The 13,395-nt window shown below is 61.8% G+C and carries 18 protein-coding genes; 10 read left to right on the plus strand and 8 right to left on the minus strand.

The features are described 5' to 3' along the window. Nucleotides 1-18: 18 nt before the first annotated feature. From EN861_RS10995 to EN861_RS11005, 3 genes are all read left to right on the plus strand, one after another. Nucleotides 19-729, plus strand: coding sequence for a DUF805 domain-containing protein (locus EN861_RS10995; protein WP_127872774.1), 711 nt, complete (start codon nt 19-21; stop codon nt 727-729). A gap of 155 nt (nt 730-884) precedes the next feature. Beyond that, nucleotides 885-1,313: a polyketide cyclase gene (locus EN861_RS11000; protein ID WP_127872773.1), complete on the plus strand. Its 429-nt coding sequence runs from the start codon at nt 885-887 to the stop codon at nt 1,311-1,313. 49 nt (nt 1,314-1,362) lie between these two features. Further along, on the plus strand, nt 1,363-1,761 hold the full coding sequence (locus tag EN861_RS11005; protein ID WP_245512017.1) for a MarR family winged helix-turn-helix transcriptional regulator: 399 nt from the start codon (nt 1,363-1,365) through the stop codon (nt 1,759-1,761). 13 nt (nt 1,762-1,774) lie between these two features. On the opposite strand, the gene leuB is transcribed toward EN861_RS11005, so the two are convergent. The 4 genes from leuB to EN861_RS11025 form a co-directional block, all read right to left on the minus strand. Next, nucleotides 1,775-2,878 carry a 3-isopropylmalate dehydrogenase gene (leuB, locus tag EN861_RS11010; protein ID WP_135863490.1) on the minus strand — a complete coding sequence of 368 codons (1,104 nt, stop codon included), beginning with the start codon at nt 2,876-2,878 and terminating at the stop codon, nt 1,775-1,777. Nucleotides 2,879-3,056: 178 nt separating this feature from the next. Then, nucleotides 3,057-3,407, minus strand: a complete 351-nt coding sequence (locus tag EN861_RS11015; protein ID WP_127276575.1) for a VOC family protein — start codon at nt 3,405-3,407, stop codon at nt 3,057-3,059. A gap of 13 nt (nt 3,408-3,420) precedes the next feature. Beyond that, nucleotides 3,421-3,804 carry a RidA family protein gene (locus tag EN861_RS11020; protein ID WP_127276581.1) on the minus strand — a complete coding sequence of 128 codons (384 nt, stop codon included), beginning with the start codon at nt 3,802-3,804 and terminating at the stop codon, nt 3,421-3,423. 205 nt (nt 3,805-4,009) lie between these two features. After that, nucleotides 4,010-5,014: a L,D-transpeptidase gene (locus EN861_RS11025; protein ID WP_135863492.1), complete on the minus strand. Its 1,005-nt coding sequence runs from the start codon at nt 5,012-5,014 to the stop codon at nt 4,010-4,012. 201 nt (nt 5,015-5,215) lie between these two features. On the opposite strand from EN861_RS11025, the gene EN861_RS11030 reads away from it, so the two are divergent. After that, nucleotides 5,216-6,163 (plus strand): IS1595 family transposase, encoded by a 948-nt coding sequence (locus EN861_RS11030; protein ID WP_135863493.1) that lies wholly within the window; start codon nt 5,216-5,218, stop codon nt 6,161-6,163. Between the two features lie 428 nt (nt 6,164-6,591). Here the strand turns inward: EN861_RS11030 and EN861_RS11035 are convergent, their stop codons facing one another. Continuing rightward, a complete protein-coding gene (locus EN861_RS11035) occupies nt 6,592-7,347 on the minus strand; it encodes a DUF5343 domain-containing protein (RefSeq protein WP_135863495.1) in 756 nt (251 codons plus the stop codon). A 348-nt stretch (nt 7,348-7,695) separates the two neighbouring features. Between EN861_RS11035 and EN861_RS11040 the strand changes: the two genes are divergently transcribed. Further along, nucleotides 7,696-7,908, plus strand: coding sequence for a hypothetical protein (locus EN861_RS11040; protein WP_135863497.1), 213 nt, complete (start codon nt 7,696-7,698; stop codon nt 7,906-7,908). Here EN861_RS11040 and EN861_RS11045 read toward each other — a convergent pair. From EN861_RS11045 to leuD, 3 genes are all read right to left on the minus strand, one after another. Then, nucleotides 7,905-8,435, minus strand: coding sequence for a hypothetical protein (locus EN861_RS11045; protein ID WP_135863499.1), 531 nt, complete (start codon nt 8,433-8,435; stop codon nt 7,905-7,907). The two genes, EN861_RS11040 and EN861_RS11045, sit on opposite strands and share 4 nt — an antisense overlap. 331 nt (nt 8,436-8,766) lie before the next feature. After that, a complete protein-coding gene (locus EN861_RS11050; protein WP_135863501.1) occupies nt 8,767-9,702 on the minus strand; it encodes a hypothetical protein in 936 nt (311 codons plus the stop codon). 53 nt (nt 9,703-9,755) lie between these two features. Beyond that, nucleotides 9,756-10,361: a 3-isopropylmalate dehydratase small subunit gene (gene leuD, locus EN861_RS11055; protein WP_127276567.1), complete on the minus strand. Its 606-nt coding sequence runs from the start codon at nt 10,359-10,361 to the stop codon at nt 9,756-9,758. Between the two features lie 152 nt (nt 10,362-10,513). Between leuD and EN861_RS11060 the strand changes: the two genes are divergently transcribed. The 5 genes from EN861_RS11060 (at nt 10,514) to EN861_RS11080 (ending at nt 13,180) form a co-directional block, all read left to right on the plus strand. Then, nucleotides 10,514-10,939: a GNAT family N-acetyltransferase gene (locus tag EN861_RS11060; RefSeq protein ID WP_127276565.1), complete on the plus strand. Its 426-nt coding sequence runs from the start codon at nt 10,514-10,516 to the stop codon at nt 10,937-10,939. An 86-nt stretch (nt 10,940-11,025) separates the two neighbouring features. Continuing rightward, entirely contained in the window at nt 11,026-11,343 is a 318-nt protein-coding gene (locus EN861_RS11065) for a metalloregulator ArsR/SmtB family transcription factor (RefSeq protein ID WP_127276562.1), read from the plus strand. After that, nucleotides 11,343-11,789, plus strand: a complete 447-nt coding sequence (locus EN861_RS11070; protein ID WP_127872766.1) for an SRPBCC family protein — start codon at nt 11,343-11,345, stop codon at nt 11,787-11,789. Before EN861_RS11065 ends, EN861_RS11070 begins: the two co-directional genes overlap by 1 nt. A gap of 43 nt (nt 11,790-11,832) precedes the next feature. Continuing rightward, a complete protein-coding gene (locus EN861_RS11075) occupies nt 11,833-12,324 on the plus strand; it encodes an SRPBCC domain-containing protein (RefSeq protein ID WP_135863503.1) in 492 nt (163 codons plus the stop codon). A 70-nt stretch (nt 12,325-12,394) separates the two neighbouring features. Continuing rightward, the gene (locus EN861_RS11080; RefSeq protein ID WP_135863505.1) at nt 12,395-13,180 is read left to right on the plus strand and encodes a DUF72 domain-containing protein; all 786 of its coding nucleotides are present in this window, start codon (nt 12,395-12,397) and stop codon (nt 13,178-13,180) included. Nucleotides 13,181-13,395 lie beyond the last annotated feature (215 nt).

Raw genomic sequence — 13,395 nt, forward strand, 5'->3', positions numbered from 1 at the left:
GCGACAAGCGGGTGGGTCATGCGCGGCGAAGTGCTTCACTACGACGAGGTCCAGGGCTTCGGTTTCATCACCGGAGCCGATGGCAACCGCTACACTTTCACCCGGGAGAACCTTCGCCGGCAAACCACGATGCCCACTGGCACGCTGGTCGAATTCCAGGCCAGCGGCGGCCAGGCGCGTGACGTTTTTTCGATCTCCGCCCGGGCGGCCAGCCCGGCCGCCGACGCCGGCGCAAGCCCCGCACCGGCTCAAACTGGTCCCGCGCCTGCGGCTGCCGCATCGCACGCGCAGCATTTCGGCCGGATGTGCGAGCCAACCGAACCCAGTGATCTCTGGAGCTATTTCTGGCGTGGACTGACGCAGAACTACTTCAACTTCGCCGGTCGCGCCCGCCGCAAGGAATATTGGGGCTACTGCCTGTTCTGGATGGTCTGCCTGCTGATCATCTTCGGCATCGGCATCTTCACCGATATCGAGATGGGCAATTTCGACACCGACGTCTCGGCGGCGGTCACCGTTGGCTTGTGCGGCACCTTCCTGCTGGCGACATTCCTGCCCGGCCTCGGCATGACCGTACGCCGGCTGCACGACATCGGCCTGTCGGGCTGGCTCTATCTGCTGATCCTCATTCCGAGCATCGGCAGCCTGATCATCCTGGTCTTCGCGCTGATCCCGACGCAGGCGCGGGAAAACCAATGGGGACCGGTGCCGGCGGGGGTCAGAATCTAGCCAGCGTGCATATTGCGGAGGATTAGGTCACTCCCAGGATCCACCGTGGGCCGGAGGTCATCATGGCTGAAGATTTCTCTTGCAATTTAATCCGTGCACAGATAGTCTGTGCACGGATCGAATAATCGATCACGCAAGACGGATGGAGCAAGACGATGTGGACCAATGAATACACCGCGACTTCCCCGCTTCCGGCGCAAGCCATCTGGAACGCGCTCAGGGCATTGCATGAAGGCCGCCTGACCTATGAGGGCTCCGACACCTTCGTGCTGCACGGGCCGTTCGCCAAGGGCACCCGCGTCTCGGTGACACCGGTCGGTCAGGACACATTCGAATCGGTCATCGTCGATCTCGTCGACAACGTGACCTATGCCGACGAAACCTCGTTCGGCGACACGACGCTGCTGTTCCGGCACACGCTGGTGCCGGTCGAAGGCGGCACGCAGGTGACGCACCGGCTCGATATCTCGGGCCCTTCGGCCGCCGAGGTCGGCCCGGAACTCGGGCCGCAGATCAGCGGCGATTTCGACGTCTCGATGGCCAAGCTGTTCGAGCAAGCGGAGGCGTTGGCGAAGAATGGCTGACGGTCAGGATTTGAACACCCGCTTCAGTGGACCTTCGGAGAGCCCCGGCTTGTTGCTCTGGCGAACCACCATGCGCTGGCAGCGCGTCATGACGGCGGCGCTGGCGCCGCTCGACCTGACGCATGTCCAGTTCGTGCTGCTCGCATCGGCGATGTGGCTCGGCCGCGATGGCGAGCCGCCCAACCAGGTGCAGCTTGCCGCCCAGGCCGGCACTGAGGTGAAGATGACCTCGGATGTCGTCGCCCGGCTGGAAGCCAAGGGATTGATCGCACGCGAGGCTGATCCCCGGGATTCCCGGGCCAAGGTGATCCGCGTCACATCAGCCGGGGCGGCGGCGGCGCAGCGCGCCATTGTCGCCGTCGAGGCCGCCGACGCGGCCTTCTTCGAACCGGTGGACGAGGCGAGGCTCGTCGGCCTGCTGCGTCAGCTTGCCGGCGAGATCCGCTGAGGCCGAACGAGCGTTACGCCAGGAATTTGGCGATGATCGCGTCGCCCATCTCGACCGTACCGACCTCGGTCATGCCCGGCGAGAAAATATCCTTGGTGCGCAGACCCTGGTCGAGCACGGCGGCGATTGAAGCTTCGAGCTTGTCGGCTTCATCGACCATGCCGAAGGAATAGCGCAGGCACATGGCGAAGGAGGCGATCATGGCGATCGGGTTGGCGATGCCCTTGCCGGCAATGTCGGGCGCCGAGCCGTGCACCGGCTCGTAGAGCGCCTTGCGCTTCTTGGTCTTCACGTCGGGCGCGCCGAGCGAGGCCGACGGCAGCATGCCGATCGAGCCGGTCAGCATGGCGGCGATGTCGGACAGCATGTCGCCGAACAGATTGTCGGTGACGATGACGTCGAACTGCTTTGGCCAGCGCACCAGCTGCATGCCGCCGGCGTCCGCCAGCATATGGTCGAGCTTGACGTCGGAATAGCGCGCCTTGTGGGTCTGGGTGACGACTTCGTTCCACAGCACGCCAGACTTCATGACGTTGCGCTTTTCCATTGAGGTGACGTGGTTCTTGCGGGTCCGCGCCAGCTCGAAAGCGACGCCCGAAATGCGCTCGATCTCGAACGTGTCGTAGACCTGCGTGTCGATGCCGCGCTTCTGGCCGTTGCCGAGATCGATGATCTGCTTGGGCTCGCCGAAATAGACGCCGCCGGTCAGCTCGCGCACGATGAGGATGTCGAGGCCTTCGACCACTTCCTGCTTCAACGAGGAAGATGCCGCCAGCGCCGGATAGCAGATTGCAGGCCTGAGATTGGCGAACAGCTCCATGTCCTTGCGCAGGCGCAAGAGCCCGGCCTCGGGGCGCACCTCGTAAGGCACCGCATCCCACTTCGGCCCGCCGACGGCACCGAACAGCACCGCGTCCGCCGCCATCGCCTTTTCCATGTCGGCATCGGAGATCGCCGCGCCATGCGCATCGTAGGCACAGCCGCCGACAAGGCCCTCATCGGTGACGAAGCCGCTGCCGAGCTTTTCGTTCATCGCCGCGATCAGCTTCTTGACCTCGGCCATGGCCTCGGGGCCGATGCCGTCGCCGGGGAGCAGGAAAAGATGCTTCGTTGCCATGGAGAAAACCGTCCCAGAAAGATTTGAACCGCGGCCTTGCTAAACGCCAAGTGGTTGCAGCGCAAGCCGTAACGGGAGGGAGAACGCCGCGATGCGAACAAGGGCACCATCGGCGATCCTTCGCGCTGCCCCGCTGACATGTCACGGAATCCAAGCCATAGCCCCATGGCAGATGCCATCACCGGTGCGAGAGAATGTTGACCAGCCGTCCGAGGGGATCGCGCACATAGAAGCGCCGCACGCCCCAGGGTTCGTCGGCAGGCCCATATTCGATGGCGAAACCGGCGGCCTGCATCGCTTCGAGCGCCGCATCGACATCGTCGACTTCGATCGACAGGTCCGGCACCGGCGTGCCGGACCCGCCTTGCGCCATGAAGCTGACCTGCACCTGCATCGTCTCCCCGGAGCCGTAGGTGGCGATCCAGCCCTGGTCCATGAGCAGATCGAGGCCGAGCACATCGTGGTAGAAACGGCTGGCCGCCGCCGCGTCCCGTGTCTCGATATTGGCCACGATGCGCCGGACCTTCATCGCCTTGGTCCCCTCAGGCCGTACGCCGCAGCGCCGTCACCTCGATCTCGATCTTCATTTCCGGCTTGTTCAGCTGGCACACGATCATCGTCGCCGCCGGCCTGATGTCGCCGAACGTCTCGCCGAGGATCGGGAAGACCACATCCACGAAGGCCTGGTCGGTGATGTAGTAATGCGCCCGCACCACATCCGCCATTTCGAAGCCGCCATCCCCGAGCGCCTTGCCGATCGTCGCCAGGCAGTTGCGCGTCTGCGCCTCGACCGTCTCCGGCATCGTCATGGTCGCATAATCATAGCCGGTCGTCCCGGACACGAAGCACCAGTCGCCCTGCACCACGGCACGCGAATAGCCGGCGGTCTTTTCGAAGGGTGAGCCGGTGGAGATGAGTTTGCGCATGAGGAGCCTCGCCATGATTGCAACCATTCTGTGGCGAAAACGCCGACCCTGCCATGGGCCAATACGAATGGATCGGCAGTGCAGAATCTGTGGCGTCGACGTGCCGCGCGATCGCGCGCACGCCGGGCGACGCCGGCCTCTATGATCCGGCATTCCACGACGCCTATCCGGCACCGGCCCAGAGGTCTGCATTGCCCGCCATGCGTCAGCCGGGTTGGTCCTTGGCCGATCCAGCCGTTTCTCCAGTGAAGACAACCCTTGTGCCTTTGTGCACCTCAAGGGCGAGATCTTCGGCATCCCAATTGGTCAACCTGATGCAACCATGCGAGAAGGTCTTCCCGATCTTGCCTGGTTCGGGCGTACCGTGAATCCCGTAACTTTCAATGGACAGATCGATCCAGACCGATCCGACAGGATTGTTGGGTCCGGCAGCGATGGTGAAGGGCCTTTTGGTTCTCACCCCCTTGAAGGCGAAGTGGGGATCATAGTGATAGGTGGGTTTGTGGACCACGCGTGTGACTTGTGCCTCACCGCTCGGCGCCGGCTTCTCTTCGCTTCCAATCGAGGCGGGGTAGACCGAAACCACTTTGCCGGAATTGTCGAGAACGCGAACTTGGCGCGCGGCCTTGTCGACTTCGACGCTGGCAACGGCTGAGGGCGGATCGCCTCGGGCGACAGCCGGCACCAGCAGCTTTGCGCCCGCCGTCCTGAAGCCGATGCCCGGGTTGAGCCTTCGCAGCAATTGTTCGCTGATGTGGAGGCGCTCCGCGATCCGTTCCAGCGAACTGCGATAGCCGAGCCTGCGCAGGTGAGCCATTCTTTCCATGCTGGCCGGAATGCGCTTGGTAAACGGTCCACGCACGTCCTTGCGCGTCAGCTCGTAGTTCACAAGAACCGCGCCTGGTGAGGTTGCGACCAGCTTGTCCCAGGTCTCCCGGTTGAGCTCGCCATCGGCGGGCAGGGCGTTGGCCGCCTGAAATGCCCGCACCGCCTTGGCGAAGTTCTCCGCCTGGCGGCCGTCAATGAGGCCAGGCGAGAACCGCGCGCGATCCAGAAGGATCTGTGCCTTCAGCACGGTCGCATCGACGCCCTTCGTTGCGGCGTCGCCGAATTGAGCATTGTTGACGGTGACTGCGTCCAGCTTTGCCGCCTCTGCGGCGCCAGCTGCGAAGACGAACAAAACAAGCGCCAGAAGAACGAGTCTGACCATCAATGTTACTCCAGGCACTGCCGCGCGAAGCTGCTTCTATGACGCCGCGCGGCCGATCTGGTTCCGTTTGTCCCAGCAAATATCGCCGCTGAGGCGGGTTGGGCAAAAGGCCATCTTCGATCTCCGCGCCGGCGACCGGGGCGATTATATATTTGACAAACCCAAGCGCATATGCGATAACGAATCCAAGGAGTTATCGCTATGTCCATTCTGTCCCGCCCCTATTTTCACGACGAAGCCGCCGCCTTCGAGCATGTCGAGGGAATGCTTTGGCCGCAGGGTCCGGTCTGCCCGAAATGCGGTTCGATGGACAAGCACTACAAGCTGGTAGGCGTTCGCTCTAAGCCCTCAAAGAAAAGCCCTCATGGTGTAGAGCGCCACGGCCTGTACAAGTGCGGCGCTTGCCGTTCGCAGTTCACGGTCCGCATGGGCACTATCTTCGAGGAAACCCATCTGCCGCTGCATAAGTGGTTGCAAGCCATCCACCTCATGTGCTCATCAAAGAAGGGTATCAGCGCCCACCAGATGCATCGTGTTCTGGAATGCACCTACAAGACCGCGTGGTTCCTCTGCCATCGCATCCGTGAAGCCATGCGCTCGGATGACTTCACGCCCATGGGTGGCATCGGCAAGTTCGTTGAAGTGGACGAAACCTACATCGGTCGCTTGAAGGGTACGCCGGTCAAGTCTGGCGGCGGCGCTCACAAGAACTCGGTCGTTACGCTTGTTGAGCGCGGCGGCATTGCCCGCTCCTTCCATGTCGATACCGCCCGCATGGGCAATGTCATGCCTATCGTCCGCGCCAACATCGCCAAGGAAAGCGCGTTGATGACGGACGAAAGCGGCATCTATCGCCGCGCCGGCCAGGATTTTGCGTCTCATGAGTTCGTCACGCATTCCAAGGACGAATACGTTCGCGGCAACGTCCACACCAACACCATCGAAGGCTATTTCTCGATCTTCAAGCGCGGCATGAAGGGCGTTTACCAGCATTGCGCCGAACACCATCTGCACCGCTATCTGGCAGAGTTCGATTTCCGCTATTCGAACCGCGTTGCCATGGGCGTCGATGACGCTGTGCGCTCACTCATCGCCTTGAAAGGCGCCAAGGGCAAGCGCTTGACCTATCGTAGACCTGTTGAAGGCTAAGGAACGACACTACCGCAAGCCGGTGCAGCTCGAATTGCCGCTTTGGCGATATGCACGGCACCGCAAGAAAAGGCCGGGGATCTAATCCCCGGCAATTTGATTGATCGGACCGGCTAGGCGGCTACGCCGCTAGCGCCGCTTATCGGCTGCGAAAATGGCCGCAGACAGCTTCGATGCGTCCAAAGCGGACGCGCGTATAGGCACTAACCCATACCATCGCAATCTCCCTTTCAGGGGCAGGCCTTGAAAAGAGGCGGTAGAGGTGCGATTCTACAGGAGTTGTAGCCGAGAAATCGCAGAGGCCTACTGCCTCTTTCCGGTTGCTTGGTCACCTAGGGTCGCCTCACCGTTGCAACCGGTTTGGCGGCCCTTTCATTAGTCTCCCCTCAGGCGCCGGTGACCGGAACGCGAGGGGCTTCTAGGTCTTGTCACTCCCTATCCTCCTCTTCGTCGTTTTCTGGCTCTTCCTTCCGCTTAGGCCGATCATCGATCGGGAAGCAGAAGTCGAGAACGGCGCCGAATGTCACCACGAACCTTTCCCTTTCCACGGTAGTCCAAGTTTGGCCTGCACGCGGAAGACTGGAAAGAAGGCCCGCCAGCGGCGGCGGCAAATCCTGGTTGGACTGTCCTTGGCTGAAAGCAGGCAATGCTGGCGGCACTTTCTGCTCTGGCTGCTTTCGTTTGGGAGGAGGCAAAAGCCTATGGTTGCCGGAGGTACGCCCGACGGAATTGCGCGGCGCCGGCGGTCGGGGTCGTTCAGCGCGAACGCCAGCTGCGCCATATAGCCCGATGAACGTCGTAACCATGCGCGGTTGCTGCCCGGTTGGAACGTAACTGCGAAACGCATCTCGGATACGGGTCTCGCTATCAACGGCTGGGTCAATGAATTGCAGAGCGTCATGGTACGCGGCGTTGAGCCATTCAACCATACGCGGCTGGAACTCCGCTTCTGATGCGAGCCGGAGCCCCTCCATGGTCTGGGTAACCTTGCCATCGGCGTCGATCAAATCCAACGTTTGAAGAGCCTGCAACGTGCGTGGAATAAGGCTTTCCGGCACAGATGATCGAGACAAGGCTTCTGCGTCCACCGTTGCCGGAAGGCCCTTGCTACGGTGGCGTTCGATCAAACCAATAATTGCCGAGGCTGGCGCGTAGGGTGCGGGTTTTTCGGTGGTAACTGGCATGGCAAGTCCCGTCGTGAATCTATGTACCGCAGACTGAACCAGCGTACCGGAAAAGTCAACGTCGGTTCTGGTCTCTCGGGTACGAACGGTACACGGCGTAAATATTTGAAAAATAAGGAATAAAAATTTAGCATGGCGCTCTGTACCGAAACTGGAGCGCTGAAGCCATGTATGAGCCGATCATTTTTAACAGGAGCAATGGGGGATTCTTGGCCATGACGCCGCCTGATTCCCAGCTACGGATAGCGGTGACGGCGGCAACGGAAGACACGGTAAGGTCAAACTTTCGTGAGGCTGTAGAGCGATGGGAACTTCTGCTACGGTCTGCCGCTAACGAAAGCGGGACCGATGACGAAGACGCCTGACAAGAAGCAAATAGACAAGTTCCGCGAAGCCGCCCGCGAACTCGGGACGGACGACAGCGAAGAGAACTTCAACGCGCGGCTAAAGAACGTCATCAAGAGTTCTCAGCCGAAGGAAGAGGCACCGCCAGTGCCAGGCAAAAGGGTCGCCAAGTCGCCGCCACCGAAAGACGGCAAAAAGAACAGCGCTGGCGGCTAGGCCAGTTGAGCCATAAATTCTTCAATCCGGGTCAGCCGGTTGTTGACCCAAATTGCCCGATCCCGCTGGTGCGACGTCATAGGAGGGCCGCCGACTAAATCGACCGCCATGAACCCGGAATTGCTTCGGAAACGAAAGGCAAAGGAATCGTCCATCTCGGTTTTCAAATATTGGACAACTTCATTTGCCCAAACGTTTATCTCAGCATCCAATTCGTCCCCATCGATTTGTGCGCACCTTCGGCGGACCTCCCTGCCTATTTCCGCCAGCCGAGCGAGATCGAGCCTTTGCTGTTTCTTGTCCGGCACAGCTGAAAGAGCCGAAAGCTTTGTTTCCAAGATGGCAATCGTCTGCATGCTTTCAGCGTGCATCTTGGCAGGGATCGTCAGCATCCTAATCGCGAAAAACAGAACCGCGAGGCAGGCAGTCGCACCGATAGTCCCGAAGAATCGAACGATGCCGCCGCTGGCATCGCCGAGGAAATACCAGGCAGCTATAGCCGCAACGATCAGGGGAACGAATGCCATTAGCACTCGCTCCCAATTATCCCACCGAACGGCCTGAAGGCTTTCGCGCCATGCGCGCCTACTGACTGTCCGCCAATACCCACCATCGCCCATGCGCTTTTCATATCAGCGCATCCCGGTTTCGGGCAATGGGTTTGTGAAATATATAATCGCCGCGACCGGCGGGGCTCAAAGGAAGAACGGCGCATAAACCGCAGTCCCGCGCGCGTCGGCATCCGCGGTGGCCGCATGTGGTGCGAATTTGACCTATTTGATCGCCTTGGCGTCTGATTCGCCTGTTGCGTAGAAACGAGCACTAAAGTGCGCCCGGTTTTCGCCGGAAATGCCCCGGTTAGTTCGCCGACCCCAGCGCCTTGTCCAGCGCTTTCTTCACATCGGCCGGCCATGTCGCCACCGGCGGCCAGGCGTTCGGTTGGCCATTGTCGCCGCGACGGGCGAAGTAGAGCTGGTGCTTGGCCGGGTCAACCGCCATGAAGCCGTCATTGCCGCCGCAATCATGCGGTACGCAGCCGCTGGCATAGAAGGCGCCGGACGCGGTCTTTTCCGTGCCGCCGCCGACCAGCAGGCTGGTCGCCATGTCGGGCATGTCCTTGCCGAGCAGTTTCTGGGCTTCCTTGTAGACGGCCTCATTGTGGAAGGCGTCGATGATGTTGTCGTATTTCGACGGGTCGATATCCTTCCAGTCCGTGCCGGGCTCCGGCATGTAGGCCAGATTGCCCGAAATGGTCAGTCCGCTCGCTGGCGACCATTGCAAAGCCGGCTTTTCATCGCCGGGCAAAAGATACGGCACGAAATAGATGGCGTTGTCGGACACCGCCGAGGGCGGCGCGCCGCACTCGTCCTGCTCGACCGTGATGCTCTGGATGGCGCCACCCTCCGGCTTCCAGACGATCACCTTGGCCGGGCCGCACTGGTTGCCGCCATCGCCGACATCGACCAGCGCCACATTGACGTCGCCGATCTTGACGATCTTATCGAAAAAGACGTCATAGTTGCTGGCCAGCTGTTTGCCGTCATAGGACAGCACCTTCTCGCCGTCCTGCTCCGGCTGCGTGATGGTGAGTTGGCCGCCTTCGAACGGGATCGGCGCCTGCTTGTCGTCCTCGGAAGCGTCGGCAGCGTTCGTTCCCGTGTCCTGGTCGGTGGCTGGCTTTTCGGCCGCCGGCGCCTGCTCCGCGGCGGGCGTCTGGGTCTGGGTTTGCGCAAACGCGGTGGGTGCCAACAACAAGGCCACCCCGCAGGCGCCGGCCAGAAGCTGGTGTCTCATGACTGTCCTCCCTCAGTCGCGTCCCGGCAGGAAAGGCCGGGCCTATCGGCCGCTCAGGCCCAGGGGCGCAGTTCGGCGTTCTTCTTCTCGAACGAGGCGATGGCGCCGGCCTTTTCCATGGTCAGGCCGATGTCGTCGAGCCCGTTGAGCATGCAATGCCGCTTGAAGTCGTCGAGATCGAAGGTCACGACGCCGCCGTCCGGGCCACGGATTTCCTTGGCTTCGAGATCGACCGACAGAGTTGCGTTGGAGCCGCGCGAGGCGTCGTCCATGAGCTTCTCCAGGTCCTCGGGGCTGACGGTGATCGGCAGCACGCCGTTCTTGAAGCAGTTGTTGTAGAAGATGTCGGCGAACGAGGTCGAGATGACGCAGCGTATGCCGAAATCGAGCAGCGCCCATGGCGCGTGCTCCCTGCTCGAGCCGCAGCCGAAATTGTCGCCGGCGACCAGGATCTGCGCCTTGCGGTAGGCCGGCTTGTTGAGCACGAAGTCCGGATTTTCCGAACCGTCGTCCTTGTAGCGCATCTCGGCAAACAGGCCGGTGCCAAGCCCCGTGCGCTTGATCGTCTTGAGATAATCCTTCGGGATGATCATGTCGGTGTCGACATTGACGATCGGCATGGGGGCGGCGACGCCGGTGAGCTTGGTGAATTTTTCCATGGCTTTGGCCCGTGTTTTCGTTGCGGGGATTTTCTGGAGCCCGGTTTACACAAAGCCGCGGGCAAATAAAAGGCAGCTGTTCGTGCGCGCCGGCGCCAGGGTGCCGACGAAACGGCTTCGAATTCACCGCCCGATGGTGCACTCTGGCTGTGATGGCAGAAAATTCCCACGTCCTCTACGCCCGCGAGGCATCGCTCGATACCGCGCAGTTCCGCCGCGTGCTGGCCGAATCCGGCCTCGGCGAAGTCAGGCCCGTCGATGACGAGGCCAGGCTGAAGGCGATGCTGGAGGGCGCCGACCTGATCGTGACCGCTCGTCTCGACATGGAAGGCAAGCCGCTGATTGGCGTTGCCCGCTGCCTGACCGACTTTTCCTGGGTCTGCTACATCTCCGACCTCGCCGTCTCGGCCAAGGCGCAGGGACTTGGCATCGGCAAGGGGCTGATGGACGAGGTGGCCCGGCAGCTCGGACCGTCGGTCGCCATCAGCCTGATTTCGATGCCCGATGCCGTCGGCTTCTACGAACGCATCGGCATGAAGCGCATGCCGGACGCCTTCTGGATCTCCCGCAAGCGCTGATTCCTTATCTGCCGCGATCTATCCGGTCGCCAACGGCGTGCGATCTTGCCGCTTGACATGCAACCAAATGGTTGCATATTAGAGCAATGAGCATGGATGCAGTCTTTCGCGCCCTGGCGGACCCGACACGCCGGCAATTGCTGGACAGCCTCCATGCCAGGAATGGGCAGACGCTGAATGCGCTGTGCGCCGAGATGGCCATGACCCGCCAGGCGGTGACCAAGCACCTGGCGATCCTGGAGGAAGCAAACCTCGTCGCCACCATCCGCCGGGGTCGAGAGAAGGAGCACTACCTCAACCCGGTTCCGATCAACGAGATCGCCGACCGCTGGATTGGCAAATTCGAGCGGGGGCGGCTGACTGCCCTCAGCGACCTGAAGAAACGCCTCGAAAGGGAAGACTGATGAGCAACAGCTTCGTTTATGTGACCTATATTCGCACCACGGCCGAAAAGCTCTGGGAAGCGTTGACCGACCCGGAGTTCAACCGGCAGTTCTTCCTCTGCTCCTATCAGGAGAGCGAATGGAAGGTGGGCTCCAGCTGGAAGCTGATCTTCCCCGACGGGCGGGTCGCCGACAGCGGCGAGATCCTCGAGATCGATCCGCCGCGGCGCCTGGTCATCAAATGGCGCAATGAATGGATGCCCGAGATCAGGGAAGACGGCTACACGCGCTGCACCTTCACCATCGAGCCGGACGGCGAGCTGATGAAGCTTGCCGTAACCCATGAAGCGGACGGGCCGCACAGGCTGATCGGCAACGTCGCCAAGGGGTGGCCGCTGGTGCTGGCCAGCCTGAAGAGCCTGCTTGAGACCGGCAAGGGCTTCGAGCGTCCGCCATCAAAGGGTTGAAGGCTCGTTTCGTCAACGAAACAAATTTGATGTGGAGGCATCCATGATCCACGCTCCCAGGGTACGGAGCATGACCAATGGCGACACCGTCATGGCATCGGCCGAGATCGAAGCGCCTCCGGAACGCATCTTCGAGGCACTGGTCGGCGAGGAAATCGGGCAATGGTGGGGGTCGGCCGACACCGAACGGATGGTCGACTGGTCGGCCGACCTGCGCGTCGGCGGCCATTGGACCGCTATTGTCCGAACGGCCGACGGCACGGACCTGCCGGCCAGCGGCGAATTCCTCGAGATCGAGGCGCCGCGCCGGATCGTCCAGACGCGGGCCTATGCATGGGACCATCCCGCGCTTGGCCGACGGCAAACCACGGTAGCCTGGCTGCTGCAGCCGGTTGCCAGGGGCACGCGCCTTACCATCTGCCATGGCGGTTTTGCCGGGCTGCACGAAGCGGCGGCGGAACATGCAGAGGGCTGGGCGCGGGTGCTTGCCTGGCTGCAGGCACATGTCGAGGCTGGAAGACTGGCCGCGGCCTGAGCGGCGGGCCGTTGCTTTGCGTAGCCTCTCTCCGCCTTGACCCACATCTCATCCGGCCCACATCCCATACATGGGAAAACAGGCATGTTTCATAGGCACGGCCGGTTGGGGCGTTCCGACACGATACGGCCAAGACTTCCCACAACCCGGCTCGCATCTCGAACGCTATTCCCGGCACTTTCCGGTCGTCGAGATCAATACATCCTTCTACAAGCCGCACCGCCGCGAGACCTATGAGCGCTGGGCACGCGCCGTGCCGGAGCACTTCCGCTTCGCCGTCAAGCTGCCGAAGGCCATCACCCATGAGCACCGACTCGCCGGCTGCGACGACCTCCTTGAGAGCTTTCTCCTGCAGGCCGAAGGTCTCGGCGCAAAGCTGAGCGTGCTTCTGGTGCAGCTGCCTCCGAGCCTATCCTTCGAGCCGGATGTCGCGAGCGGTTTCTTCGACATGGTCGGCAAGCGAACCCAAGCAAGGCTGGTTTGCGAACCGCGCCATCCCAGCTGGTTCGAAGCCGACGCTGAAGCGCTTCTGGCCGATCGCCGGATCGCGCGTGTCGCCGCCGACCCCGCTCCGGTGCCATCTGCTGCGGCGCCGGCAGGCTGGCCCGGCCTCGCCTATTTCCGCTGGCACGGCGCGCCGCGCGCCTATTACTCCGACTACGATGCCGATAGCCTCGCCAGATTTGGCCGGCAAATGGAGGCGGCGGCGGCCTCCGGTGCCGAGGTCTGGGGCATCTTCGACAACACGGCCGCCGGCCATGCGCTGGGCAACGCGCTTGCCGTCGAATCGACGATCGCCCAGACGCTTCTTCCTTCTCCCCTTGTGGGAGAAGGTGTCGCCGAAGGCGACGGATGAGGGGTGTTCCAGCTTGGCAAGGACGGAGATCTGTCACGCACCCCTCAACCGTCTCGGCGCTGCGCGCCGATCCACCTTCTCCCACAAGGGGGCTGTTGCGCAGTTAGCTGAGAGATTGCTGTGGGGAGCGGATCGCCGCTTTTTGAGCGGGAATGGGTTCTGGTTTGGAGTTTCAGGCGGCAATTCAGCCCATTGGGCTGGATTGCGGACGCACC

Source organism: Mesorhizobium sp. M8A.F.Ca.ET.218.01.1.1 (assembly GCF_004791165.1).
GTDB lineage: Bacteria > Pseudomonadota > Alphaproteobacteria > Rhizobiales > Rhizobiaceae > Mesorhizobium.

Excerpts from the sequence above, each read along its gene's own strand:
- EN861_RS11040 (WP_135863497.1), top strand. The coding sequence starts at position 7,696 with ATGACGAAGACGCCTGACAAGAAGCAAATAGACAAGTTCCGCGAAGCC.
- EN861_RS11065 (WP_127276562.1), top strand. The coding sequence starts at position 11,026 with ATGAGCATGGATGCAGTCTTTCGCGCCCTGGCGGACCCGACACGCCGG.
- EN861_RS11020 (WP_127276581.1), bottom strand. The coding sequence starts at position 3,804 with ATGCGCAAACTCATCTCCACCGGCTCACCCTTCGAAAAGACCGCCGGC.
- EN861_RS11080 (WP_135863505.1), top strand. The coding sequence starts at position 12,395 with ATGGGAAAACAGGCATGTTTCATAGGCACGGCCGGTTGGGGCGTTCCG.
- EN861_RS11000 (WP_127872773.1), top strand. The coding sequence starts at position 885 with ATGTGGACCAATGAATACACCGCGACTTCCCCGCTTCCGGCGCAAGCC.
- leuD (WP_127276567.1), bottom strand. The coding sequence starts at position 10,361 with ATGGAAAAATTCACCAAGCTCACCGGCGTCGCCGCCCCCATGCCGATC.
- EN861_RS10995 (WP_127872774.1), top strand. The coding sequence starts at position 19 with ATGCGCGGCGAAGTGCTTCACTACGACGAGGTCCAGGGCTTCGGTTTC.
- EN861_RS11025 (WP_135863492.1), bottom strand. The coding sequence starts at position 5,014 with ATGGTCAGACTCGTTCTTCTGGCGCTTGTTTTGTTCGTCTTCGCAGCT.
- EN861_RS11015 (WP_127276575.1), bottom strand. The coding sequence starts at position 3,407 with ATGAAGGTCCGGCGCATCGTGGCCAATATCGAGACACGGGACGCGGCG.
- EN861_RS11030 (WP_135863493.1), top strand. The coding sequence starts at position 5,216 with ATGTCCATTCTGTCCCGCCCCTATTTTCACGACGAAGCCGCCGCCTTC.
- EN861_RS11050 (WP_135863501.1), bottom strand. The coding sequence starts at position 9,702 with ATGAGACACCAGCTTCTGGCCGGCGCCTGCGGGGTGGCCTTGTTGTTG.
- EN861_RS11060 (WP_127276565.1), top strand. The coding sequence starts at position 10,514 with ATGGCAGAAAATTCCCACGTCCTCTACGCCCGCGAGGCATCGCTCGAT.
- EN861_RS11075 (WP_135863503.1), top strand. The coding sequence starts at position 11,833 with ATGATCCACGCTCCCAGGGTACGGAGCATGACCAATGGCGACACCGTC.
- EN861_RS11045 (WP_135863499.1), bottom strand. The coding sequence starts at position 8,435 with ATGGCATTCGTTCCCCTGATCGTTGCGGCTATAGCTGCCTGGTATTTC.
- leuB (WP_135863490.1), bottom strand. The coding sequence starts at position 2,878 with ATGGCAACGAAGCATCTTTTCCTGCTCCCCGGCGACGGCATCGGCCCC.
- EN861_RS11035 (WP_135863495.1), bottom strand. The coding sequence starts at position 7,347 with ATGCCAGTTACCACCGAAAAACCCGCACCCTACGCGCCAGCCTCGGCA.
- EN861_RS11070 (WP_127872766.1), top strand. The coding sequence starts at position 11,343 with ATGAGCAACAGCTTCGTTTATGTGACCTATATTCGCACCACGGCCGAA.